Source organism: Methylobacterium sp. WL69, assembly GCF_008039485.1.
GTDB lineage: Bacteria > Pseudomonadota > Alphaproteobacteria > Rhizobiales > Beijerinckiaceae > Methylobacterium.
Genome location: NZ_VRUZ01000025.1, coordinates 22826 through 47979 on the forward strand (window position 1 = coordinate 22826; position 25154 = coordinate 47979).

Annotated in this window: 22 protein-coding genes; 7 read left to right on the top strand and 15 right to left on the bottom strand. The window is 69.0% G+C overall.

The features are described from left to right. Window positions 1–1839, top strand: a complete 1839-nt coding sequence (gene ilvD / locus FV218_RS09625; protein WP_147709555.1) for a dihydroxy-acid dehydratase — start codon at window positions 1–3, stop codon at window positions 1837–1839. A gap of 70 nt (window positions 1840–1909) precedes the next feature. Here the strand turns inward: ilvD and FV218_RS09630 are convergent, their stop codons facing one another. The 14 genes from FV218_RS09630 to coxB form a co-directional block, all read right to left on the bottom strand. Next, window positions 1910–2854 carry a ferredoxin--NAD(+) reductase gene (locus tag FV218_RS09630; protein WP_147709556.1) on the bottom strand — a complete coding sequence of 315 codons (945 nt, stop codon included), beginning with the start codon at window positions 2852–2854 and terminating at the stop codon, window positions 1910–1912. Between the two features lie 155 nt (window positions 2855–3009). Then, window positions 3010–3366, bottom strand: a complete 357-nt coding sequence (locus tag FV218_RS09635; protein WP_147709557.1) for a hypothetical protein — start codon at window positions 3364–3366, stop codon at window positions 3010–3012. Between the two features lie 210 nt (window positions 3367–3576). Continuing rightward, on the bottom strand, window positions 3577–6462 hold the full coding sequence (locus FV218_RS09640) for a sensor domain-containing phosphodiesterase (protein WP_147709558.1): 2886 nt from the start codon (window positions 6460–6462) through the stop codon (window positions 3577–3579). Between the two features lie 194 nt (window positions 6463–6656). Then, the gene (locus tag FV218_RS09645) at window positions 6657–7952 is read right to left on the bottom strand and encodes a pitrilysin family protein (RefSeq protein ID WP_147709559.1); all 1296 of its coding nucleotides are present in this window, start codon (window positions 7950–7952) and stop codon (window positions 6657–6659) included. 4 nt (window positions 7953–7956) lie between these two features. Then, window positions 7957–9369: a threonine synthase gene (thrC, locus tag FV218_RS09650; RefSeq protein ID WP_147709560.1), complete on the bottom strand. Its 1413-nt coding sequence runs from the start codon at window positions 9367–9369 to the stop codon at window positions 7957–7959. A 65-nt stretch (window positions 9370–9434) separates the two neighbouring features. Then, window positions 9435–9851: a DUF4864 domain-containing protein gene (locus FV218_RS09655; RefSeq protein ID WP_056086830.1), complete on the bottom strand. Its 417-nt coding sequence runs from the start codon at window positions 9849–9851 to the stop codon at window positions 9435–9437. Between the two features lie 75 nt (window positions 9852–9926). Then, window positions 9927–10658 carry an SURF1 family protein gene (locus FV218_RS09660; RefSeq protein ID WP_246685053.1) on the bottom strand — a complete coding sequence of 244 codons (732 nt, stop codon included), beginning with the start codon at window positions 10656–10658 and terminating at the stop codon, window positions 9927–9929. A 23-nt stretch (window positions 10659–10681) separates the two neighbouring features. Beyond that, window positions 10682–11053 carry a DUF983 domain-containing protein gene (locus tag FV218_RS09665; protein WP_244474949.1) on the bottom strand — a complete coding sequence of 124 codons (372 nt, stop codon included), beginning with the start codon at window positions 11051–11053 and terminating at the stop codon, window positions 10682–10684. Window positions 11054–11179: 126 nt separating this feature from the next. Further along, on the bottom strand, window positions 11180–12037 hold the full coding sequence (locus FV218_RS09670; protein WP_056086821.1) for a cytochrome c oxidase subunit 3: 858 nt from the start codon (window positions 12035–12037) through the stop codon (window positions 11180–11182). Window positions 12038–12171: 134 nt separating this feature from the next. Next, window positions 12172–12771 (bottom strand): cytochrome c oxidase assembly protein, encoded by a 600-nt coding sequence (locus FV218_RS09675; protein ID WP_147709562.1) that lies wholly within the window; start codon window positions 12769–12771, stop codon window positions 12172–12174. Between the two features lie 21 nt (window positions 12772–12792). Beyond that, on the bottom strand, window positions 12793–12963 hold the full coding sequence (locus FV218_RS22725) for a hypothetical protein (protein ID WP_157085268.1): 171 nt from the start codon (window positions 12961–12963) through the stop codon (window positions 12793–12795). Beyond that, window positions 12960–13913, bottom strand: coding sequence for a heme o synthase (locus FV218_RS09680; RefSeq protein WP_056086815.1), 954 nt, complete (start codon window positions 13911–13913; stop codon window positions 12960–12962). Before FV218_RS09680 ends, FV218_RS22725 begins: the two co-directional genes overlap by 4 nt. A 171-nt stretch (window positions 13914–14084) precedes the next feature. Then, window positions 14085–15716, bottom strand: coding sequence for a cytochrome c oxidase subunit I (ctaD, locus tag FV218_RS09685; RefSeq protein ID WP_056086810.1), 1632 nt, complete (start codon window positions 15714–15716; stop codon window positions 14085–14087). A gap of 85 nt (window positions 15717–15801) precedes the next feature. Beyond that, window positions 15802–16644 (bottom strand): cytochrome c oxidase subunit II, encoded by an 843-nt coding sequence (gene coxB, locus FV218_RS09690; RefSeq protein WP_147709563.1) that lies wholly within the window; start codon window positions 16642–16644, stop codon window positions 15802–15804. A gap of 274 nt (window positions 16645–16918) precedes the next feature. On the opposite strand from coxB, the gene FV218_RS09695 reads away from it, so the two are divergent. The 6 genes from FV218_RS09695 to FV218_RS09720 all read left to right on the top strand — a co-directional run bounded on the left by FV218_RS09695 (window position 16919) and on the right by FV218_RS09720 (window position 24039). After that, window positions 16919–17827, top strand: a complete 909-nt coding sequence (locus tag FV218_RS09695; protein WP_056086804.1) for a LysR family transcriptional regulator — start codon at window positions 16919–16921, stop codon at window positions 17825–17827. A gap of 158 nt (window positions 17828–17985) precedes the next feature. Then, window positions 17986–18459 carry a formate dehydrogenase subunit gamma gene (locus FV218_RS09700; RefSeq protein WP_056086801.1) on the top strand — a complete coding sequence of 158 codons (474 nt, stop codon included), beginning with the start codon at window positions 17986–17988 and terminating at the stop codon, window positions 18457–18459. Beyond that, window positions 18456–20015 (top strand): formate dehydrogenase beta subunit, encoded by a 1560-nt coding sequence (locus FV218_RS09705; protein WP_147709564.1) that lies wholly within the window; start codon window positions 18456–18458, stop codon window positions 20013–20015. The genes FV218_RS09700 and FV218_RS09705 overlap by 4 nt, the downstream gene beginning before the upstream one ends. A 13-nt stretch (window positions 20016–20028) precedes the next feature. Beyond that, the gene (gene fdhF, locus FV218_RS09710) at window positions 20029–22890 is read left to right on the top strand and encodes a formate dehydrogenase subunit alpha (RefSeq protein WP_056086795.1); all 2862 of its coding nucleotides are present in this window, start codon (window positions 20029–20031) and stop codon (window positions 22888–22890) included. Further along, window positions 22877–23752, top strand: coding sequence for a formate dehydrogenase accessory sulfurtransferase FdhD (gene fdhD, locus FV218_RS09715; protein ID WP_147709565.1), 876 nt, complete (start codon window positions 22877–22879; stop codon window positions 23750–23752). Before fdhF ends, fdhD begins: the two co-directional genes overlap by 14 nt. Continuing rightward, complete coding sequence (locus FV218_RS09720) at window positions 23749–24039, top strand: formate dehydrogenase subunit delta (RefSeq protein ID WP_147709566.1); 291 nt, start codon at window positions 23749–23751, stop codon at window positions 24037–24039. The genes fdhD and FV218_RS09720 overlap by 4 nt, the downstream gene beginning before the upstream one ends. 52 nt (window positions 24040–24091) lie before the next feature. On the opposite strand, the gene FV218_RS09725 is transcribed toward FV218_RS09720, so the two are convergent. Continuing rightward, window positions 24092–25003: a hypothetical protein gene (locus tag FV218_RS09725; protein WP_246685054.1), complete on the bottom strand. Its 912-nt coding sequence runs from the start codon at window positions 25001–25003 to the stop codon at window positions 24092–24094. Window positions 25004–25154 lie beyond the last annotated feature (151 nt).

The window sequence follows — 25154 nt, forward strand, 5'->3', positions numbered from 1 at the left end:
ATGCCCGCCTACCGTTCCCGCACCACCACCCATGGCCGCAACATGGCCGGCGCCCGCGGCCTGTGGCGCGCCACCGGCATGAAGGACGGCGATTTTGGCAAGCCGATCATTGCCGTGGTCAACTCCTTCACCCAGTTCGTGCCGGGCCACGTCCACCTCAAGGATCTCGGCCAGCTCGTGGCCCGCGAGATCGAGGCGGCCGGCGGCGTCGCCAAGGAATTCAACACCATCGCGGTCGATGACGGCATCGCCATGGGCCATGACGGGATGCTGTACTCGCTGCCGTCCCGCGAGCTCATCGCCGATTCCGTCGAGTACATGGTCAACGCCCACTGCGCTGACGCGATGGTGTGCATCTCCAATTGCGACAAGATCACCCCCGGCATGCTGATGGCGGCCCTGCGCCTCAACATCCCGGCGGTGTTCGTCTCCGGCGGCCCCATGGAGGCCGGCAAGGTCCAGCTCAAGGGCGTGATCAAGAAGCTCGACCTCGTCGACGCCATGGTGGCGGCGGCCGACGACCGGGTCTCGGACGAGGACGTGGCCGCCATCGAGCGCGCGGCCTGCCCGACCTGCGGCTCGTGCTCGGGCATGTTCACGGCCAATTCCATGAACTGCCTCACGGAGGCCCTCGGCCTGTCGCTGCCCGGCAACGGCTCGGTGCTGGCGACCCATGCCGACCGCCGCCGCCTCTTCGTCGAGGCCGGCCACCTCATCGTCGACCTCGCCAAGCGCTACTACGAGGGCGACGACGCCAGCGTGCTGCCCCGGTCCGTCGCCGGCTTCTCGGCCTTCGAGAACGCCATGACCCTCGACATCGCCATGGGCGGCTCCACCAACACGGTGCTGCACCTGCTCGCCGCCGCCCACGAGGCGGAGGTGCCGTTCACCATGGCGGATATCGACCGCCTGTCGCGGCGCGTGCCCGTCCTGTGCAAGGTCGCCCCGGCGGTGGCCGAGGTCCACATGGAGGACGTGCACCGGGCCGGCGGCATCATGGCGATCCTCGGCGAACTCGACCGGGCCGGGCTCATCGACGCGAAAGCCGGCAGCGTCCATGCCGGCACCCTGGGCCAGGCCCTCGACCGCTGGGACGTGCGCCGCACGGGCAGCGCCACGGTGTCGGAGTTCTACCGCGCCGCGCCGGGCGGCGTGCCGACCCAGGTCGCCTTCAGCCAGGCGGCGCGCTGGGAAGAGCTCGACCTCGACCGCACGGGCGGCGTGATCCGCGAGGCGGGGCATGCCTATTCGCAGGATGGCGGCCTCGCCGTCCTGTACGGAAACCTCGCCGTCGACGGCTGCATCGTGAAGACGGCCGGGGTGGATGCGTCGATCCTCAGCTTCACCGGAACCGCCCGGGTGTTCGAGAGCCAGGACGATTCCGTCGACGCCATCCTCAAGGGCCGGGTCAAGGCCGGCGAGGTGGTGCTGATCCGCTACGAGGGTCCGCGCGGCGGCCCCGGAATGCAGGAGATGCTGTATCCGACGAGCTACCTGAAATCGAAGGGCCTCGGCAAAGCCTGCGCCCTCGTCACCGACGGGCGGTTCTCGGGCGGCTCTTCCGGCCTGTCCATCGGCCACGTCTCGCCGGAGGCGGCGGAGGGCGGGCTCATCGGCCTCGTGCGCGACGGCGACCGCATCGAGATCGACATCCCGGGGCGCCGCATCCACCTCGCCGTGGACGAGGCGGAGTTGGCCCAGCGCCGCACCGCCCAGGACGCCGCCGGATGGAAGCCGGCCGAGCCGCGCAAGCGCCGGATCACCACGGCGCTCCGGGCCTACGCCATGTTCGCCACCAGCGCCGCGCGCGGCGCCGTGCGTCAGGTCGGGTCCGAGTAGGAGACCACCCGGACATCCGAGGCGACGACCACGCCCGGCTCCCTCGACGATGGGGCCGGGTCCTTCGTTCTCAGGGTTGGACGTCCAGGAGCGTCGGATAGCACCGGGCCCCGGCCGCCGCGGCCAGGACTTCGACGGCGCCCACCGTCGAGGCGTCGCCGGCGACGTGGACCACGTCGGTGGTGCGCAGCGACGGCAGATGCGCCGTCAGGGGGCCGGGCCGGACGTCGGGCGGCCGCTGGCGGCTGCGGTCGGCGACCAGCACGAGGCGGCCGACGCCCGTGGCGCGCAGCCAGTCCAGGGACGGACGCATGTAGAGGTCGAGGGGATCGCGGGCACCGACATGGATCGCGACCTCGCGGGCCGGCTCGATGTAGCGGGCGGCCCGCGCGATGGACCAGATCGGGGCGAACCCGGTCTCGGCCGCCACGAGGACGAGGCGGCCGCCGCCCGGCCGGTAGTAGCCCCGGCCCACCGGGCCCTTGATCTTCACCGGATGGTCGAGGACGATCTCCTCGCCGAAGGCGTCGGGCAGGGCGGTGCGGTCGCCGGTCAGGCGCAGGTGGAAGACGAGTTCGTTGAGTTCGGCCGAGCCGTCGACGCGCAGGGTCGGGTTCAGGGTGACGGGCTCGAAGCCCTCGAAGGCCGCCACGACCCCGTGTCCCGGCTCCAGGGCGAGGCGCTTGGTCAGGGTCACCACCACTTCGAGGGTGTGGGGGCCGAGCGGCGTGATCTGCGTCACCGTGCCGGCGCGCTTCTGGGCCGGCGCCGGTCTGACCGGTGTGCCGAACGTCTCGGGCCGCTCGATGAGGCCGGCGCGCGGTGGGGTGAGCTTGACGGCGTCGGCGCGATGGCTGCGGGCCTGGGCACGCCGGGGCAGGGGACCGGAGCCCTGTCCCATGAGGCCGGGCGGCGCGGCGATCATCCCGTCGGCCAGGGCGGCCTCCAGGGGGGTGTCGCCCGTGGAGATCCGCACGGACTTGCCGTTGACCACGAGGGAGCAGCGGGCGCTCATCATCATCCCTCGAACGGGGCCGGGCGTCGCGTCGCGCGTCGCGGAACGGGTGGCTAGAGCACGTTTCGTGATCCTCGAATCACGCAAAGTGCTCTCAGTTATTGGGGGTCGCCTTTTCTTCGCGCGAGCCGGTAACCACCTCGCTCGAAAACGCCCTAGCGGGCCGCGTGCAGGAGCTGGTCGACGAGGGCGGCCCAGCGGTCGCGCACGGCCTGGGCCTCGGGCGTCAGGGGCGCGTCGGACTCGGCGATGGTCGCGATGCAGGCCCGCAGATGGGCGGTCTCGTCCCGCTCGGAGCGCAGGACCGCCTTCATCACCTGGAGCTGCGCCTTGAGGCGGACGACGTCGGCGGAGGCCTCCGCCGGTTCGACGGATTCCGCGGCCGGCGCGGCCGGACGCAACGGCACGATCTCGGCGATGGGCGTCTCGACGAGGCGCAGGGGCCGGGCCATCAGGCGCCGGACGATGCTGGTGTCGAAGCTCGCATCGTTCCGTAAGGCCGCTTCGCCCATCAGGTGATCCCCCATCCCACGGCCGCTCGGGCCCGAAAGTGCCTCACAGAACGCCCGGTCACCGCCGGTACTCACTCCGAGCACGGCGGCGCAGGGGGAATTCCGTGGGAGACACTCAGCATTCCGTTAGGGGGAACGATGGCGGATCATGGTTAAGGGAAGTTTAAACCGATCCCTCGTCTTCGCGGGGATCGGCGTTTCCGGCCGCCGTCAGGCGGCTTCCGGGGCCGCCCCGAGGAGTTGCCGGGCCTGGAGCATCGACATCGGTTCGCCGAAGGCGAAGCCCTGCGCATACTCGCAGCCGAGTTCGGCCAGGGCCTGGGCATCGGCTTCCGATTCCGCGCCCTCGGCCACGATGGCGAGACCGAGTTCCTGGGCCATCCTGACGATGGACCGCAGGATCGCCGTGCGCCCCGTGGCGATCTGGCGGACGAAGGACTGGTCGATCTTGATGGTGTCGAACGGGAAGCGCTGGAGGTAGGACAGGGCCGAGTAGCCGGTGCCGAAATCGTCCAGGGACAGGCCGGCGCCGAGGTCGTGGATTCGCGCCAGCATCTGCGCCGCGTATTCCGGATTCTCCATCACCAGACTCTCGGTGAGTTCGAGCTTGAGGGAGCCGGTCAGGACGCCGGACCGCGCCAGGATCGTCTTCACGTCGTGCAGGAGGTCGTGGCGCAGGAGCTGGCGCGAAGACATGTTGACGGAGGCGAAGATCGGCGGCTCGACGTCGAGGGAGCGCTGCCAGGCGGCGAGTTCGAGGGCGGTGCGCTCCAGGGCGAAGATGCCGAGGTTGACCACGAAGCCGCATTCCTCGGCCACCGGCATGAAGGTCGAGGCCGGGATGCGCCCGAGGCGGGGATGATCCCAGCGCAGCAGGGTCTCGAAGCCCGCCACGGTGCGGTCCTCGAGGCGGACGATGGGCTGGAACAGCACCTTCATCTCGTTGCGCTCGAGGGATTTGCGCAGGTCGCCCTCGAGCATCAGGCGGTCGCCGTGCTCTTTGCGCATGTCGGCCCGGAACACCTCGATGCGGTCGCCGCCGCCGCGCTTGGCCTGGATCATGGCGATTTCGGCGTTCTTGAACACCTCTTCCCGCTTCAGGTTGGCGCCGACCTCGTGCAGGACGATGCCGACGGAGACCGTGAGGAAGATCTCGCGGTCGGCGTAGGTAATCGGCGTGGCGATGGCCTTGCGGATCATCTCGGCGAACGAGAGGATGCGGTCGGGGTCGCGCTCCGACAGGAGAATGAGGGCGAACTCGTCGCCCGCGACCCGCGCCAGGGTATCCTGCGGACGCAGCAGCCGGCCGAGGCGGCGCGACAGGGTCAGCAGGATCGAGTCGCCCGCCGAGAGGCCGATGGCGTCGTTGATGGCCTTGAACCGATCGACGTCGAGGACGATGGTCGTCGGCTTCAGCCGCGCATCCTGGCTCGCGAAGGCGAGGGCGGCATCGAGGCGGTCGTGGAACAGCTCGCGGTTGGGCAGGCCGGTGAGGCTGTCGTGCACGGCGTCGTGAAGCAGGCGCTCTTCGGCGGTCTTCACCTCGGTGACGTCCGAGATGGTGCCGACGATGCGCACCACCTCGCCGTCGGTGCCGATCACCGGCCGCGCCTTGAGGCGGTACCAGTAGTACGGTCCGGCGGTGGAGCGCAGGCGGAAATCGTGGACGATGCGCCCGCGCCGCTCCTCGATGACCGTGTCGAGGGCCGCCGAGTAGCGCTCGACGTCGAACGGGTGGACGAGGGCGAGCCAGTTCACCGCCGGGCCTTCGAGGGCGCCGCGCTTGAGACCGAGCTGCCCTTCGATCTCCTGCCCGGCGAAGACCCGGTCGCCGGGCACGTCCCAGTCGAACACCACGTCGCCGGCGCCGGTGAGCGCGAGCGCCCGGCGCTCGGTGTCGGAGACCAGGGCATGGGTGAGGCCGCCGCCCGCGAAGGCGTGCTGCATCACCGTGAAGCCGATGAGCATGACGATGAGGACGAGGCCGCCGATGAGGGCCGGCTGCACGAGGTCGCTGCCGATCTGTCCCGTGATGGCGAAGCCCGCCGCCACCACCCAGACGAGGAGGAGGAACCAGGTCGGGATCAGCAGGATCGCCCGGTCGTAGCCGTTATGGGCGGCGAGATAGACGATGAGCAGCAGGCCGACCCCGGCCACCGCCGCGATGGAGATGCGGGCGACGCCCGCCGCCACGGGCGGATCGAACACGGCTAGGGCCACGAGGCCGGCGAGGAAGGCGAGCCAGAAGAACGCCACGTGGCTGTAGCGCACGTGCCAGCGGCTGAGGTTGAGATAGGCGAACAGGAACACCAGCAGGGTGGCGCCCAGCACCGCCTCGGCGGATGCCCGGTAGACCCGCTCGGCCACCTCGGTGACGGGAAAAACCCGCTGGAGGAACCCGAAATCGATGCACGCATAGGCCAGCACCGACCACGCCAGGGCGGCGGCGGCGGGGAAGATGATCGCGCCCTTGACCACGAAGATGATTGTCAGGAACAGGGCCAGCAGCCCGGCGATGCCGATGATGATGCCCTTGTAGAGGGTCAGGCCGGTGGATTTCTTGCGATAGGCTTCCTGGTCCCAGAGGTAGACCTGGGGGATGTTCGGGCCGCGCAGCTCGGCCACGTAGGTGACGGTGGCGCCGGGATCGAGGGTAATGACGAACTGATCGGCTTCCGGATTCTCATCGCGCTCGGGGCGGATGCCCTGGCTCGCCGTGATGGCGGCGATGCGCGAGCCGCCGAGATCCGGCCAGATCACCCCCGAGCCGACGAGGCGGAAATGCGGGGCGACGAGGACGCGGTCGATCTGCTCGTCGGTGTCGTTGGTGAGCGCGAACACCATCCAGTCGGGGCGCCCGCCGGTGTCGCGCGCCTTGACGACGATGCGGCGGACGATGCCGTCCTTGCCCGGTGCCGTGGAGATCTGGATGAGGTCCCCGTCCGAGCGATAGCGCTCGATCATCGTCGTCAGGTCGATGGCCGGTGCATCGAGGGTGACGCGCACGGCCTCGACGGCGCGCGCCGGCGCGCTGAGGAGCAGGGCGCCGAAGAGAGCCGTGAGGAGAGCGGCGAGGACGAGGGAGATCTGACGCAACGGGCGAGTGTTCCGGCCGGGCGAGGCTGGGTGACGAGTACGGCTCAGCTTAAGGCTCAGTCGTATCGGCGGCGACCTTCACCGGCAAGGCAGCGGGCGCGCCGGGGCGGAGGCGCCCACCGTTTCTTAAGGGTGACGCCGAACCCGCTGGATCACGTTCCTTTGAGGCCAAAACAAGCCGGGGGCGGAAATTCTCAGGCGGCCTTCAGGGCAGCGGCGATCCGCTCCAGGGGCGGCAGCTTCTTGATCGGACCGATGGCGGCGAGGGTCGGGGCGCCCGCGAGGAGTCTGACGCCGGCGGCGCGGACGTCCTCGACGGTGACGGCATCCACCTTGGCGATGACCTCCTGCGCCGGGATCACCCGGCCCCAGGCGAGGATCTGCCGAGCGTTGCGCTCGATGCGTCCGCCCGGCGTCTCGAGGGCCGACAGCAGCGCGACCTTGAGCTGCGCCTTGGCGCGGGCGACCTCGACGGTGTCGGCATCGCGGGCCGCCCGGGTGGTGGCCTCCAGGGTCACGTCCACGAGCTGGCCGAGATCGCCGCCCGAGGTGCCGGCGCCGATGCCGAACAGCCCGCAATCGTAGAACGACCAGTGGAACGCCTGGATCTCGTAGGCGAGGCCCCGGGTCTCGCGGACCTCGTGCCACAGGCGCGAGGTCAGGCCGCCGCCGAGCACCTGGGTGAACATGTGGAGGGCGTAGTAGCCGGGGTCGCGGAACGACAGGCCCGGCAGGCCGATGACGACGTTGGCCTGTTCGAGCTTCTTCTGGATGCGCTTTTCGCCACCCCCGTAGATGCCCGGGACCGTCTCGGGCGGCGTCGCGGCTTTGAGGGCGCCGAAATGGGTGTGCGCGGATTCGACGATGGCGTCGTGCGCGATGGCGCCGGCCGCCGCGAGCACGATGCGGTCGGGGGTGTATTCGCGGGCGATGTAGGCCTCGATGCCGGCGCGGTCGAAGCTGTTGATGGTCTCCGGCGTGCCGATGATCGGACGGCCCATGGGCTGGTCGGGGAACGCCGCCTCGGTGAAGGCCTCGTAGACCACGTCATCGGGGGTGTCCTCGATGGCGGCGTGTTCCTGCAGGATCACGCCCTTCTCGCGTGCCAGTTCGCCGGCATCGAACACCGAATCCGTGAGGATGTCGCCGATGACGTCGAGGGCCACGCCGGCATCCTCGCCGAGCACGCGGGCGGTGTAGCTCGTGCCCTCGGCGCTCGTCGCGGCGTTGATGTCGCCGCCGACGTTCTCGATGTCCTCGGCGATGCGCCGGGCCGAGCGGGTCTTCGTCCCCTTGAACGCCATGTGCTCGATGAGGTGGCTCAGCCCGCCCTCGTCGGGCCGCTCGTGGCGCGAACCGGCACCGACCCAGACCCCGAGGGTCGCCGTGGCAACGCCGGGCATGGCCTCCGTCACGACGGTGACGCCGTTGTCGAGGCGCGTGATCCGCAGGTCCGGCGAGGCCCCGTGGGTGGCGAAGTGCTGGTTCATGGGGTCAGCCGGCCTTGGTGATGCGGGCATGGGCGCGGATGAAGCTCTCCACCGCCGCCTGATCGTTGGCAACGCGCGAGAACTTTTCCTCGCGGTCGAGGAGGTCGGCGAGATGCGGCGGCAGGGCCGGGCGCGCGCCGCCCACCGCCTCGGAGACGGCATCGGGGAACTTCGCCGCATGGGCGGTCGCCAGGGCGACGACGGGCGTGCGCGGGTCCTTCTCCAGGAGCCTGCGCGCGGCATGGACCCCGATGGCGCTGTGCGGATCGATGACGTGGCCGGTCTCGGCGAAGGTCCGGGCGATCTCGGCCTTCACGGCCTCTTCGGGCACGGACGCCGCATCGAACTCGGCCCGCACGGTGTCGAGCACCGCCGGATCGAGGGTGAACCCGCCCGACTGCTTCAGGCCGGCCATCAGGCGGCCGAGGCTCGACGAATCGCGGCCGAGGGCCTCGAACAGCAGGCGCTCGAAGTTCGAGGAGATCTGGATGTCCATGGACGGCGAGGTGGTGGGCTGCACCCCCCGCACCTCGTAGGACCCGTGCTCGAGGGTGCGGGCCAGGATGTCGTTGGCGTTGGTGCCGATCATCAGGCGCTCGATGGGCAGGCCCATGCGCTTGGCGACCCAGCCGGCGAGGATGTCGCCGAAATTGCCCGTGGGGACGGCGAACGAGACCGGGCGATGGGGCGCGCCGAGGGCGACGGCCGCGGTGAAGTAGTACACCGCCTGGGCGGCGACGCGGGCCCAGTTGATGGAGTTCACGCCCGACAGCTTCACCGCGTCGGCGAATTCGGCGTGCTGGAACAGGGCTTTGACGATGTTCTGGCAATCGTCGAAATTGCCGTCGATGGCGATGGCGTGGACGTTGTCCGCCCCCACCGAGGTCATCTGCCGGCGCTGGACCTCGGAGACGCGGCCCTCCGGGAACAGGATGAAGATGTCGACCTGATCGAGGCCCCGGAACGCCTCGACGGCGGCGGAGCCGGTGTCGCCCGAGGTGGCGCCGACGATGGTCGCCCGCGACCCGCGCGCCCGCAGGACGTGGTCCATGAGCCGCCCGAGGAGCTGCATCGCCACGTCCTTGAACGCGAGCGTCGGCCCGTGAAAAAGTTCGAGGAGGAACAGGTTGTCGTCGAGCTGGGTCAGCGGGCAGACGGCCGGGTGCCGGAACGTCGCGTAGGATTCCTCGATCATCCGGTCGAAATCGGCATCCGCGATCTCGCCGTCGATGAGGGGGCGCAGGACGATCTTGGCGGCGTCGGCGTAGCGCAGGCCGGCCAGCCCCGCGATGGTCTCGTGCGACAGCCGCGGCCAAGTCTCTGGCACGTAGAGACCGCCGTCACGGGCGAGCCCGGCGAGCAGGGCATCGGAAAAGGAGAGGGGCGCCGCGGCGCCGCGGGTCGAAACGTGAAGCAAAGGGGCCTCCGGGAAGGCGCCCCGTCTACACCAAGCCGTCGGGCCTGTCGAAACCTGATGACGGCTCAGGCATCGGTACCCGGCGCCTTCGTCAATTGGCACCCGGTGATGCGCCAGGCGCCGTCGGGTTGCTTCTCCAGGGTGTACAGGGCCAGCCAGTCGGCGCCGGCCTCGTCCTGCAGCTTCACCCCCAGGGCGACGCCTTCGGGGCCGACATCCTCGACCCGGTCCACGCTGTAGGTGCGGGCGCGGTAGACGGCGGCGTAGCCCTTGCGGACCATGGCCAGGAAGGTGTCGGCGGAGGGGAACATCCCCTGGATCACGGGCGCGGCCTGGGCGTAGGCCGTCGCCGCGTCGTCCTTGCGAAAGGCCTCGATCTGTCGGGTGACGGTGGCGCGGGCCGCGTCACGCCCGGCCTCGTCGGCCGCCTGGGCCGCGCCCACGGTCAAGGCGAAGGCCATCATCAGGGTCGCGGCACGCATGGGACACCCTCCGTGGCGTGAACCGCCGGACCGGAGAGTAGCGCGCGCCTGTCCGCGGACCAGCTGGTTGCCGGCTCAGGCCGCGTCCGGTGCGTCGAAGAGGCGCTTCCACGCGAACACGCCGAAGACGCCGACGAGGCAGCCGGCGATGCCGAACCAGGTGAAGGCGTATTGCAGGTGGTTGTTGGGCAGATCGACCCGCAGCTGCCCGCCCTTGGGCCAGCCGCCGGGATTGGGGGTCGCGTCCGCCTCGACGAGGTAGGGGAGGGGGTCGGTCAGCCCCGCCGCCGCGCTGATGCCGGCGATGTCGCGGTTGAACCACTCATTGCGTGCGGTATCGGGGGCGGGGACGAACATGGTGCGCGGCTCGGAGCCCCGCAGGATGCCGGTGACCACGGTCTCCCCGGCGATCTGCCCGCCGCTGCGGTTGGCCGGCGCCTTCAGCTCGGTGGGCACGAAGCCGCGATTGATCAGCACCGTCCCGCCCTCGGACAAGCGCAGGGGCGTCAGGACGTAGTAGCCCTGGAGCGCGCGCCCCGGCGTGGCGCCGGCCGCCAGGCCGTGGACCAGGGTCTCGCGGTCGTTGAGGAGGGTTCCGGTCACGCGCACCCGCCGGAACTCGTCGGCGTCCGGGTTCCACGTGCCGGGCGCCGGCAGGGCCGCCGGAGGCTCGACCCGCGAGCGATCGAGGATGCGCCCGATCAGCGCCTCCTTCTGGCCCTTGCGGTCGAGCTGCCAAACGCCGAGGCCGAGGAGGATCGCGAGGCAGACGAGGGAGACGAGGCCGGGCGCGATCAGGGCACGCACGGCGCCGGGCCGGACCGACGGCACTAGCGGAAGCGTCCCTGCTCGGCCTTGTTGGCGAATTGCAGGGCGGCCAGCACGCCCTTGAGCGGCCGGATGATGGCGAGGCTCAGGCCGATGGACAGGGTGCCGGCGACGACTGCGTGAATCCAGATCGCCGGCTCGTAGGTGATCTCCATCCACAGGGCGAGGCCGACCACCACGATCCCGACGATGGACATGACGAAGAAGGCCGGGCCGTCACCGGAGTTGAAGCCGGAGAAGTCCTGGCCGCACACTTCGCAGGACGGGCGAAAGGTGAGAAACCCGTCGAACATGTGGCCCTCGCCGCAATGCGGGCAGCGGCCGCGCAGGCCGGTGGGGATGGGTGGGGGAAGCGGCCGCGTGGCGTCCAAGATGCGTACTCCTCGAGCCCGGACGAACGCCGGCTCGATGCGGATATGGGGATAAGGGACGGTCCCCACACGCGAAAGGGCGGCTCGCGCCGCCCTTTCATGTCTCCCGTGCAGCCGCGATGGCCGAACTTAGTGGGCGGCGTGTCCGATGCCCGAGCCCCAGACGTAGATCGAGGCGAACAGGAACAGCCACACCACGTCGACGAAGTGCCAGTACCAGGCGGCGAATTCGAAGCCGAGGTGCTGCTTCACCGTGAACTGTCCGAGATAGGCGCGGTACAGGCAGATGGCGAGGAAGATGGTGCCGATGATGACGTGGAAGCCGTGGAAGCCCGTCGCCATGAAGAAGGTCGCCGAGTAGATGCTGCCCGAGAAGCCGAAATGGGCGTGGGCGTACTCGTAGGCCTGGCAGGCGCTGAACAGCACGCCGAGGATGATCGTCAGCCACAAGCCGTATTTCAGGCCCTTGCGATCGTCGTGCAGCAGGGCGTGGTGGGCCCAGGTGATCGTCGTGCCCGAGGTCAGCAGGATCAGGGTGTTGAGGAGCGGCAGGTGCCAGGGATCGAACGCCTCGATGCCCTTGGGCGGCCAGGTGCCGCCGGTGAAATCGACGCGGGTCGACTGGATCGGGTCGGCGGTGTAGAGGGCCGCCTCGAAATAGGCCCAGAACCACGCGGCGAAGAACATCACCTCGGAGGCGATGAACATGATCATGCCGTAGCGGTGGTGGAGCTGCACCACGCGGGTGTGGTCGCCGGTGTTGGCCTCGTGAACCACGTCCTTCCACCAGGCGTACATGGTGTAGAGCACGCCGAGGGTGCCGGCACCGAAGATGTAGGGACCCGGGCTGAGGGTGCCGATGGTGAGGCTCTTCATCCAGAAGACGGCGCCGAACGCCATCAGGAAGCCGGAAAAAGCGCCGATGAGCGGCCACGGACTCGGGGCGAGAATGTGGAAATCGTGGTTCTTGGCGTGCGCCTCGGCCATCTAACGTCTCTCCTGACCCCTGGCCCCCGACCGTGACGGCCCCGGGCTCTCTCATTGTTTCGGCTCGACCGGATAACCGGCTTCCACGCTCAGACCCTTAATCAGCCCGGCGCGCTCTTGTCACGCTTGGTGCGTCAGAAATTCGACTTCTTTCCCGTGCTGCCCGTCGTCGCAAGCGCGGCCGTGGGCTGGCCGTTCTTCGACGCGAAGTAGGTGTAGGACAGCGTCATTTCGGAGAGGTGCGCGGTGTTCGAGTCCTGGCGCACCGTCGGATCGATGTAGAACACCACCGGGAAATCCATGGTCTCGCCCGGCTGCAGGGTCTGCTCGTTAAAGCAGAAGCATTCGATTTTGACGAAGAAGGCGCCCATCAAGGCCGGCTGGACGTTGAACGTCGCGATGCCGGTGGACGGTACGGTGCCGGTGTTCCTCACCTTGAAGAAGACCGTCTTGGTCTCTCCGAGGCGTGCAGTGACTTGTGGGGCCTCGGCCTGGAACCGCCAGGGCAGGCCGGAGGACACATTGGTGTCGAACCTGACCAGCATGCTGTCGTCCGTGGCCGCCGCCGCGAGCGCCGCACCCTTGCGCGGCGTCCCGTCGAAGCCCGTCGCCTTGCAGAACATGTCGTAGAGCGGCACCGACGCGAAGGCGAGGCCGATCATCCCGAAGGCGAGCGCGGCGCAGGCGACGGCCGTGACGGTGGCCTTCCGGGCCGGGTTTCTGCGGTCGGTCATGGTGTCTCTTTCGCCACGCCTTCAGAGCGCGCGGTTGAGGACCTGAGGTCCGAGCTTCGCGATGGTCAGCACGTAGAAGATCGCCACGAGGGTGAACAGCACCGCCGCGATGGCGAGCGAGCGCTTGCGCCGGCGCTGGGCCTCCTCGGGGGTGAGGGGACGCGGCTGCGGCGTGTTCTGCAGGCCGCTCACGCGATCACCGCCCGGAACAGGCCGAGGCTGTGCTCGGCGAGAAGGGCGGAGAACAGAAGAAACAGGTACAGGATCGAGAAGCCGAACATGCCGAGCGCCGCCTTGCGCTCCGCCTCGCCCTCGCGGTTGCGGAAGACGTGGACGCTGAAGGCGAGCATGCCGAGGCCGCCGAGGAGGGCGGTCAGGCCATAGAGCAGGCCGCCGAAGCCGAGGAAGACCGGCGCGAGGCCGATGGGGAACAGCACGATCGAGTAGTAGATGATCTGCCGGCGGGTGGATTGGGGCCCGGCCACGTTGGGCATCATCGGGATGCCGGCCTTGGCGTATTCGCCGGACTTGATCAGGGCCAGGGCCCAGAAGTGCGGCGGCGTCCAGATGAAGATGATCAGGAACAGGACGAGAGATTCGATCCCGACCGAGCCGGTGACCACGGCCTGGCCGATGACCGGCGGCAGGGCGCCGGCGGCCCCGCCGATGACGATGTTCTGCGGCGTCGCCCGCTTCAGCCACATGGAATAGAACACCGCGTAGAACACGATGGTGAAGGCCAGCAGCCCGGCCGCGAGCCAGTTCGAGGCGAGGCCGAGCACCAGCACCGAGCCGACGGACAGGACGATGCCGAAGGCGAGGGCTTCGCCGGGCTGGATGCGCCCGTCCGGGATCGGGCGCTTGGCCGTGCGGGTCATCACCGCGTCGATGTCGGCGTCCCACCACATGTTGAGGCAGCCCGAGGCGCCGGCGCCCACGGCGATCATCAGCAGGGAGATCGTGCCGACCACGGGCTGGATGTGGACGTTCGACACCGCCATGCCGACGAGGGCGGTGAAGATCACCAGCACCATCACGCGCGGCTTCAGCAGGGCGAAGAAATCCGAGACCTCGCCGCCGACGGCCATGGTGACCGGTTGCGGCTCGGCGGCAGCGGAGAGGCTGTTCGACAGGCTCGTCATGGGGACCTGATGCGGTTGACGTGGGGGCTTCGGATCACGCCGTCATCGAAGGATGAGTGCTGGCGCCGCCCTTTTCGGGATGCCCGCCCGCAGGCGGGGCGGATGGGCATCCGGGAAAGAGCGAGGACCGCTCGCGCGGCCCTCGCAATCCGTGGATCGAAGGTTCGTTCTTTAGTGCGCCGGCTCGTCGACGATGCGGGGCAGCGTCTCGAACTGGTGGAAGGGGGGCGGCGACGACAGGGTCCACTCGAGGGTGGTCGCACCCTCGCCCCACGGATTGTCGGCGGCGCGCCGGCTGGAGCGGAAGGCGAGAACCACGCCGATGAAGAACACCACCATGCCGAGGGCGAAGATGTGCCCGCCCCAGGTCGAGACCTTGTGCCAGCCGGCGAAGGCCTCCGGATAGTCGGCGTAGCGACGCGGCATGCCGGCGAGGCCGAGGAAGTGCATCGGGAAGAACAGGACGTTCGCGCCGATGAAGGCGAGCCAGAAGTGCAGCTTGCCGGCCCATTCGGGGATGATGTGGCCGGTCATCTTCGGGAACCAGTAGTAGACACCGGCGAAGATGATGAACACGGCGCCGAGCGAGAGCACGTAGTGGAAGTGCGCCACGACGTAGTAGGTGTCGTGCAGGTACTTATCGACGGCCGAGTTCGCGAGCACCACGCCGGTCACGCCGCCGACGGTGAACAGGAAGATGAAGCCGACGGCCCAGTGCATGGCGGCGGTGAAGCGGATGGAGCCGCCCCACATGGTGGCGATCCACGAGAAGATCTTCACGCCCGTGGGCACCGCGATCACCATGGTGGCGAACACGAAGTAGGACTGGGTCTGGAGCGACAGGCCGACGGTGTACATGTGGTGCGCCCACACGACGAAGCCGACGACGCCGATGGCGACCATGGCGTAGGCCATGGCGAGGTAGCCGAACACGGGCTTGCGCGAGAAGGTCGAGATGATGTGGGAGACGATGCCGAAGGCCGGCAGGATCATGATGTACACTTCGGGGTGGCCGAAGAACCAGAACAGGTGCTGGTAGAGCACCGGATCGCCGCCGCCGGCCGGGTCGAAGAAGGTCGTGCCGAAGTTGCGGTCGGTGAGCAGCATGGTGATCGCGCCGGCGAGCACCGGGAGCGACAGCAGCAGCAGGAACGCCGTCACCAGCATCGACCAGGCGAACAGCGGCATCTTGTGAAGGGTCATGCCCGGCGCGCGCATGTTCAGGATGGTGGTGATGAAGTTGATGGCGCCGAGGATCGAGCCGGCGCCCGAGAGGTGCAGGGCGAAGATCGCGAAGTCGACGGCCGGGCCGGGGTGACCGGCGGTGGAGAGCGGCGGGTAGACGGTCCAGCCGGTGCCGGCGCCGCTGGCGCCCGGAGCGCCCTCGACGAACAGCGAGCAGACGAGGCTGAGGAAGCCCGCCACCGTCAGCCAGAACGAGATGTTGTTCATGCGCGGGAACGCCATGTCGGGCGCGCCGATCATGAGGGGCACGAACCAGTTGCCGAAGCCGCCGATGAGGGCGGGCATCACCATGAAGAACACCATGATGAGGCCGTGGCCGGTGACGAACACGTTGTAGGTGCCGGGATTGGCGAAATACTGGAGACCGGGCTCCTCCATCTCCATGCGGATGCCGAAGGAGAGGAACGCGCCGATGATGCCCGCGCAGAAGGCGAACAGCAGGTAGAGGGTGCCGATGTCCTTGTGGTTCGTGGAGAGGAACCAGCGGGAGAAGAACGGCGGCTTGTGGTCGTGGGCGTGGGCGTCGTGATGCCCCGGATGTGCTGCGGCGTTAGCCATGGATAGACCTCAGTCCAGGTTTCTCTTGAATCTCATGAAACGAGGCCGGACCGGGCGCCCTTCGCGCCCGGTCCGGCCGGACCCGTCAGCGGGCCGCAGCGAACTTCGAGGTGTCGTTGTCGATCCGCGCGAACTTCGTCTTCCCCTCGGCGAGCCACGTGGCGTAGGCCTCGTCGCTCACGACCTGGACCGTGATCGGCATGTAGGCGTGGCGGGCGCCGCAGAGTTCTGAGCACTGGCCGTGATAGGTGCCCTCGCGCTCGGCCTTGAACCAGAACTGGTTGAGGCGGCCCGGAATGGCGTCGATCTTGAAGCCGAAGGACGGCATCGCCCAGGAATGCAGCACGTCGGCGGCGGTGACCTGGATCTTCACGATCTTGTTCACCGGCACGACCATGTCGTTGTCGGTGCCGAGCAGCTTCGGCTGCTTGTCCTCGTCGAGGTTGGCGTCGAACGTGAAGCCGCCGCCCTGCTCGACGGCCGGGTACTCGTAGGACCAGTACCAGGCGTGGCCGATCACCTTGACCAGCACGTCGGCCTTCGGGTCCGAGAGCTGCGTGCGCAGGAGGCGGAACGACGGGATCGCCACGGCGACGAGGATGAGCACCGGGACGATGGTCCAGGCCACCTCGATGAGGGTGTTGTGCGTGGTCTTCGAGGGCGTCGGGTTCGCCTTCTCGCTGAAGCGGAACACGCAGTACAGGATCAGCGCCAGCACGAAGGCCGAGATGCCGAACGACAGCCAGTGCATGCCCTGTTCGAAGGTGTGAATGTCCCGGGCATTCTCGGTGACCGCGATCTGGCGGTCCATCTGCCAGGGCTCGGGCTGGCCGATCCCCGCCGCCAGGGCGGATGACGATGAGACGAGGACGGCGCCAAGCGCGGCAAGCCCCCATGATGACCGGTGTTGCGCCTGCGTCGTCCGCATCTGCCTCTCTCGGCTCCCCATGACGTGATCGGTTGTCCCCGCGCCTCTTGCTATATTTAGACGAAAGCGCAAGTGCGTTCTGCGGGTGTTGCGGCATCCCGCGGATTTTGCCCACCCTGAATGCCGATCGGGGTGTCAGACCACATGGGCCGTGGCGGTGCAACCGCAACAGCGTCGCATCGCCGGCATTCCCGGGCGTTATGCCGGGTCCGATTCGAGGGCGGGCGCCTGTCCCGGATAGTCTTCCAAGCGTCATGGAGGTTCGTGCCGGCCCGTGATCGAGCGTCTCGAATTCATCCTCGCCCTGGCGCGGGAGCGCCATTTCGGCCGGGCGGCGCAGGTCTGCAACGTCTCGCAGCAGACCCTGTCGGCCGGCGTGAAGCAGCTCGAGGAACGCCTCGGGGTGATGCTGGTCCAGCGCGGCTCCCGGTTCCAGGGCTTCACCCCGGAGGGCGAGCGCGTGCTCGAATGGGCGCGCCGCATCGTCGGTGACGCCCGCGCCATGCGGGAGGAGGTGGCGAGCCTGAGGCGCGGCCTGTCCGGGACCCTGCGCCTCGCCGCGATTCCCACGGCGACGCCCATCGTGGCGGCCCTGACCACGCCGTTCCGGATGCGCCACCCGGAGGTGCGCTTCTCCGTGCAGTCCACCACGTCGGGTGAGATCGGCCGCCTCATCGCCGACCTCGAGATCGATGCCGGCATCACCTACCTGGAGAACGAGCCCCTCGGCCGGCTCACCGCCGTGCCGCTCTACCGCGAGCGCTACCGGCTGCTCACGGCGGTGGACGGCGTCTTCGGTGCCCGTGACTCCGTGACCTGGGAAGAGGTGGCTCGCATCCCCCTCTGCCTGCTGACACCCGACATGCAGAACCGCCGGATCATCGACCGGCATCTCACCAATGTCGGCCGCGTCTCGGCGCCGCTCCTCGAATCGAACTCGATGATCGTCCTGCTGACCCATGTCCGGACGGCGAAGTGGGCGAGCATCATGCCGGCGGTGCTCGCCGACAGCTTCCGCCTCAGCGAGCGGGTGCGGGCCGTGCCCATCGTCGAACCCGACGTCAGCCACCTCATCGGCCTCGTCGTGCCGGAGCGCGAGCCGATGACGCCGCTCTGCGCCGCCCTCATCGTCGAGGCCCGGGCCGCCGCGCCCACCATCGCGCAGGATATTGCCTCCCTGTGAGGTTTGCCGGCTCGGCGAACTGCGCGGTCGCTATGAGTTTTTGCGTTGCACAATCCAGTTATGACAAAAATCTGTTGTCGACCAACGGAAAGGCGCGATTGATTCACGGTCGGTGATATACCACCTTGGAACCAGAACAAGATAAACCGGGTGGAACAATGCTGCCGAACGAGCCCTGGAGCGAGCCCCGCGCCGCCGGGATCATCGCCGATCATCTCCATCTGGAAGGGGCGACCCTTCCGATCCTGCACGCGCTTCAGGAGACGTTCGGCTACGTCGACGAGGGGGCCGTGCCGCTCATGGCCGACGCGCTGAACCTGTCGCGCGCCGAGATCCACGGCTGCATCACCTTCTACCACGATTTCCGCCGGGCTCCGTCGGGCAAGCATCAGGTGAAGCTGTGCCGGGCCGAGGCCTGCCAGGCCATGGGTTCGGACAAACTCCACGCCGACATCCTCGCCCGCCTCGGCATCGACTGGCACGGCACGACGCCGGACGGCCAGGTGACCGTCGAGCCGGTCTACTGCCTCGGCCTCTGCGCCAACGGCCCGGGCGCCCTCGTCGACGACGAGCCCCTGGCTCGGCTCACCGCCGACTCCCTGGAATCGGCCCTGGCCGAGGTGAAGTCATGAGCGTCACCCTCTACGTCCCCCGCGACGCCGTCGCCCTCGGGCTCGGCGCCAATCGCGTCGCCCGTGCCCTGTTCGCCGGCGCCGAGCGCCGGGGCCTCGACGTCACCATCGTCCGCACCGGCTCGCGCGGGATGCTGTGGCTGGAGCCCATGGTCGAGGTCGGCACGGCCGAAGGCCGCATCGCCTACGGCCCCGTCACCCTCTCCGACGTCGATGCCCTGCTGGATGCCGGTCTGGTCGCGGGCGGCGAGCACCCGCTCCGCCTCGGCGACCCCGAAAAGATTCCCTACCTCGCCCGCCAGCATCGCCTGACCTTCCAGCGCTGCGGCGTCGTCGATCCGGTCTCCGTCGCGGATTATCGGGCGCATGGCGGCTACAAGGGTCTGGACGCCGCCCTCAAGCTCGATGCCGCCGGCATCGTCGCCGAGGTCCGCGAGTCCGGCCTGCGCGGGCGCGGCGGCGCCGGCTTCCCGGCCGGCATCAAGTGGAACACGGTGATGCTCGCCGCGTCGGACCAGAAATACGTGGTCTGCAACGCCGACGAGGGCGATTCCGGCACCTTCGCCGATCGCATGATGATGGAAGGCGACCCCTTCAACCTCATTGAGGGCATGACCATCGCGGGCATCGCGACGGGCGCGACGCGCGGCTACATCTACCTGCGCTCCGAGTATCCGCAGGCGTTTGCGACGCTCAAGGAAGCGATCGCGAACGGGGTGAAGGCCGGGTACCTCGGCGACAACGTCATGAACTCCGGAAAAGCCTTTCACCTGGAAGTCCGCCTCGGCGCCGGCGCCTATATCTGCGGCGAGGAGACCTCCCTCCTGGAGAGCCTGGAAGGCCGCCGCGGCATCGTCCGGGCCAAGCCGCCGATCCCGGCCCTCAAGGGCTTCCTCGGCAAGCCGACCCTGGTCAACAATGTGATGACCTTCACGGCCGTGCCCTACATCCTGGAGCACGGCGCCAAGGCCTATGCCGAGTATGGCATGGGCCGGTCGCTGGGCACCCTGGCGATCCAGCTCGCCGGCAACATCAAGCACGGCGGTCTCATCGAGTACGCCTTCGGCATTACGCTCCGCGAGATCATCGAGGATTTCGGCGGCGGCACCCAGAGCGGCCGTCCGGTCCGGGCGGTGCAGGTCGGCGGCCCCCTCGGGGCCTACTTTCCCGACCACCTCCTCGACACGCCCCTCGATTACGAGGCGATGGCGGCGAAGAAAGGCCTCGTCGGCCACGGCGGCATCGTGGTGTTCGACGACACCGTCGACATGGCGAAACAGGCCCGCTTCGCCTTCGAGTTCTGCGCCGTCGAATCCTGCGGCAAGTGCACCCCCTGCCGCATCGGCGCGACGCGCGGCGTCGAGACCATGGACAAGGTCATCGCCGGCACTGACACCCAGCGCAATCTCGCTGTCATCTCAGACCTTTGCGACGTCATGACCGACGGGTCGCTCTGCGCCATGGGCGGGCTCACGCCGATGCCCGTCATGAGCGCGATCACCCATTTCCCCGAGGATTTCGAGCGTGGCGGACAGATGTCCGTCGCCGCCGAGTAAGGAGGCGCGACCCATGGCCCTCATCAAAGAGATCGATTACGGCACCCCGATCCGGGTGTCCGAGCAGACCGTGACGCTCACCATCGACGGCATGCACGTCACTGTGCCGGCCGGCACCTCCGTCATGGCCGCCGCCATGCACGCCGGCACGCAGATCCCCAAGCTCTGCGCCACTGACTCGCTCGAAGCCTTCGGCTCCTGCCGCCTCTGCCTCGTCGAGATCGAGGGCCGTCGCGGCACCCCCGCCTCCTGCACCACCCCGGCCGAGAACGGCATGGTGGTCTCGACTCAGACGGACAAGCTCGCCAAGCTCCGCAAGGGCGTGATGGAGCTCTACATCTCCGATCACCCCCTCGACTGCCTGACCTGCGCCGCCAACGGCGATTGCGAGTTGCAGGACATGGCCGGCGCGGTGGGCCTGCGCGACGTGCGCTACGGCTACGACGGCGCCAATCACGTCAAGCCGTCCTCGGACCAGTACCTGCCGAAGGACACCTCGAACCCGTACTTCACCTACGATCCGTCGAAGTGCATCGTCTGCAACCGCTGCGTCCGCGCCTGCGAAGAGGTGCAGGGCACCTTCGCGCTGACCATCGAGGGCCGCGGCTTCGACAGCCGCGTCGCCGCCGGCCCGACGAACTTCATGGAATCCGAGTGCGTGTCCTGCGGCGCCTGCGTCCAGGCCTGCCCGACGGCGACGCTCCAGGAGAAGTCGATCATCGAGCACGGCCAGCCCGATCATTCCGAGATCACCACCTGCGCCTATTGCGGCGTCGGCTGCTCGTTCAAGGCCGAGATGCAGGGTACCCGCGTGGTGCGGATGGTCCCCTACAAGGGCGGCAAGGCCAATGAGGGCCATAGCTGCGTCAAGGGCCGCTTCGCCTACGGCTACGCCACCCACAAGGACCGCATCACCAAGCCGATGATACGCGACAAGATCACGGACCCCTGGCAGGAAGTGTCGTGGGAGGTCGCCATCGACCGCGCGGCCTCCGAGTTCAAGCGCATCCAGAAGACCTACGGCAAGGATTCCGTCGGCGGCATCACCTCGTCGCGCTGCACCAACGAGGAAGCCTACCTCGTCCAGAAGCTCGTTCGCGCCGCCTTCGGCAACAACAACGTCGACACCTGCGCCCGGGTCTGCCACTCGCCGACCGGCTACGGCCTGATGTCGACGCTCGGCACCTCGGCCGGCACGCAGGATTTCGCCTCGGTGGCGCATTCCGACGTGATCCTCGTCATCGGCGCCAACCCCACCGACGGCCACCCCGTGTTCGGCTCGCGGATGAAGAAGCGCCTGCGCGAGGGCGCCAAGCTCATCGTCGCCGACCCGCGCAAGATCGATCTGGTGAAGTCGCCCCACGTCCAGGCCGACTTCCACCTGCCCCTGAAGCCCGGCTCCAACGTCGCATTCATCAATTCGATGGCGCACGTGATCGTCACCGAGGGGCTCATCGACGAAGCCTATGTCCGCGAGCGCTGCGACCTCGGCGATTTCGAGGCCTGGGCCCGGTTCGTCGCCGACGAGCGCCATTCCCCCGAGGCGCAGGCGATCTACACGGGCATCGACCCGGCCGAGCTCCGGGGCGCGGCCCGCCTCTACGCCACGGGCGGCGCGGCCGGCATCTACTACGGCCTCGGCGTCACCGAGCACAGCCAGGGTTCGACCATGGTCATGGGCATGGCCAACATCGCCATGGCGACGGGCAACATCGGCATGCTCGGCGCAGGCGTGAATCCGCTCCGCGGCCAGAACAACGTCCAGGGCTCGTGCGACATGGGCTCGTTCCCGCACGAGCTGCCGGGCTACCGCCACGTCTCGGACGACGCCACCCGCGAGACCTTCGAGTCGCTCTGGGGCGTCTCCCTCGACAGCCATCCGGGCCTGCGAATTACCAACATGCTGGATGAAGCCGTCGATGGCGCTTTCAAGGGCATGTACATCCAGGGCGAGGACATCGCCCAGTCCGATCCCGACACGCACCACGTCACCGCCGGTCTCATGGCGATGGAGTGCATCGTGATTCAGGACATCTTCCTGAACGAGACGGCGAAATACGCCCACGTCTTCCTGCCGGGCGCGTCGTTCCTCGAGAAGGACGGCACCTTCACCAATGCCGAGCGCCGCATCTCCCGCGTCCGCAAGGTGATGCCGCCCCTGTCGGGCGTCGGCGACTGGGAGGGCACGATGCTGCTCTCCAACGCGCTCGGCTACCCGATGAACTACAGCCACCCGTCCGAGATCATGGACGAGATCGCCTCGCTGACCCCGAGCTTCAAGGGCGTGAGCTTCGCCAAGATCGACGAACTCGGCTCGATCCAGTGGCCGTGCAACGACGCGGCGCCGCGCGGTACCCCGATGATGCACGTCGACCGCTTCGTCCGCGGCCTCGGCAAGTTCATGATCACCGAGTACGTGGCCACCGAGGAGCGCACGGGTCCGCGCTTCCCGCTCATCCTCACCACGGGCCGCATCCTGTCGCAGTACAATGTCGGCGCGCAGACCCGCCGCACGGAGAACTCGCGCTGGCACGAGGAGGACGTGCTGGAGATCCACCCGTTCGACGCGGAGGTGCGCGGCGTCGTCGACGGCGACCTCGTGGCCCTGGAAAGCCGCTCCGGCGACATCGCCCTGAAGGCCGTGGTCTCCGAGCGCATGCAGCCCGGCGTCGTCTACACCACCTTCCACCACGCCAAGACCGGCGCCAACGTCATCACCACGGACTACTCGGACTGGGCGACCAACTGCCCCGAGTACAAGGTGACGGCGGTACAGGTCCGGCGCACCAACCGGCCTTCCGATTGGCAGGCGAAGTTCTATGAGGAGGACTTCTCCCTGACCCGTATCGCGACCCAGTTGAATGCTGCCGAGTAGCCAAGCCCTGAACCAAGACGACGCGCCGGCCGAGGCGGCCCGGCGCGTCCCGACCCTCGTCGTCGCCTACGACGACCCCGTTGCCCGGCCGGACGAGCGCGACCTCGCCGTCGAGATGCCGGTCAACCTCGTCTACGGCAGCGTGCCCTACGCGGTGATGATGTGCACGCCGGCCGACCTCGTGGACTTCGCCTACGGGTTCAGCCTCACGGAAGGGATCGTCGCCTCGGCCGACGAGATCCGGGGCGTGACGGTGGAGGATGGCGAGGGCGGCCTGCGCCTCCTCGTCGACCTCGCGCCGGGGCGCCTGCGGGAGCACCTCGCCCGCAAGCGCGCCATCTCGGGCCGGACCGGCTGCGGCGTCTGCGGGATCGACGATCTCGCCGCCCTGCCCATGGCCGAGAGGCGCGCCGACGGCGCGGTCACCGTCGGCATCGCCGCCGTCGAGCGCGCGTTGGCGGCGCTGGGCGACGCCCAGGTGCTCAACCGCCGGACCCGCGCCGTCCATGCCGCCGCCTGGGCCAACCTCGACGGGTCCCTGGTCGCCGTGCGCGAGGATGTCGGGCGCCACAACGGCCTCGACAAGCTCATCGGTGCCCTGATCCGTCAGGGCGTCGATCCGGCCACGGGGTTCGTGGTCATCACCAGCCGGTGCTCGTTCGAGATGGTCGAGAAGGCCGCAAACCTCGGCGCCTCCATGGTCGTGGCGATCTCGGCCCCGACGTCGCTCGCCATCGACCGGGCGCGGCTGCACGGCCTCACCCTCTGCGCCATCGCCCGGTCCGACACCCTGACGGTCTTCACCGGTCGCGAGCGCCTGATTCTCGCCCCGGCTCACTCACTCACGCGAGCGTCCCCATGAGCGCCCTGACATCCGACCAGAAACTCGTTCGCATGGCGAACCAGATCACCACGTTCTTCCGGTCGTATCCGGACGAGGAAGCCGTCGCCGGCATCCACAAGCACATCGTGGCGTTCTGGACGCCGAAGATGCGCCGTTCCCTCGAAGTGTTCGGTCCGACCGCGGGCAGCGGCCTCGATCCCCTCGCCCTGAAGGCGATCTCCGAGACGCCCGAGGGCGAGAGCCCCGTGCGGGCCGGCACCCGCGATCCCGCCCTGCAGGGGGCCGGCGCGAGCGACGCGGGCTGAGGTTTTTTAAGCGGGCCGGGTCGCGCGGAGGCTGATTCTCATCCCCTGAGAATCAATCCTTGGCGGGCTCCGCCTGGGGCGTCGCACCGGGCACGACGGTGGCGCCGCCGATCACGCGGACCGGCCGCTTCTGGTCGGCGGGCGGGTCTTTCCAGTCCTTCGCCGCCTTCGCCTCGCGGGGCGGCGGGGCCGGAGGGGACGCGTTCGTCGCCGGTGTCACGGGCTTCGGCGCGTCGAGGGCGGCGGCCGGCTTCGCCTCGGGCACGGCCGGCGGGGTCTCCGACAGGCGCGGCGCCTGCGGGCTCACCCGGGGCGCCGCCGGCTTCGTCGCCGGGGCGAGGCGGACCACCTTGGCCGGCGCCTCGGATGCGGGGCGGGCGTCGGGATTGAGGCCCATGGGATTGCGGTCGGGCGCCTCGGCCCGTGCCGGCGGCGGCGCGGCGGGGGCCATACGCCGCCCGACACCCGGGCCATCGCCCGGCGGCGCGATCCGCGCGGCCTCGCGAATCGGGCGGCGCGGAACCGGTTCCTCTTCCGTCCAGCCGTATCCGGGCGCCGGCCGGGCGACCCGCACGGGCGGCGGCCCGGCATCGAGGCGCTGGCGGCGCAGGATGGCCCCGTCGCGGGCATCGACGAACACCCGGACCCGCTCGCCGTAGGGGTCGTCGGCCTCGACCACGTAGGCGCGGCCGTCGAACTCGGGCCGCGTGACGGCCCGGAAGCCCCGGTCGTTCAGGCGCCAGACCACGGCGCGGGGCGGCATCAGCATCTCGCGGTCGTCGAAGAACTGCGCCGAGGCGAGTCCCGATCCGAGGACCGACAGGGCGAGGCCGCCCGCCAGGGCGGCGAGGCTCGGCGTCGCGGTGCGCGGACGTGACCTGCACCGCCGATTCTCGCCACGTGCGTTGATGGGGCCACGTGCGTTGATGGGGCCAAGTGCGTTGATGGGGCCACGTGCGTTCATGGGGCCTCGTGTCAGATCGCTGAAGGCCGGAGGCCCGCTGTTGGCGCGGGTCCTCCGGCGGGTCTCCGCAAGGGCCTCGCCCCGCATGCCGCTTGTGCCCGGCAACCCTGTGTTAACCGGGGGATTGGGGCGGGATTGCGAGGTCTTCGGG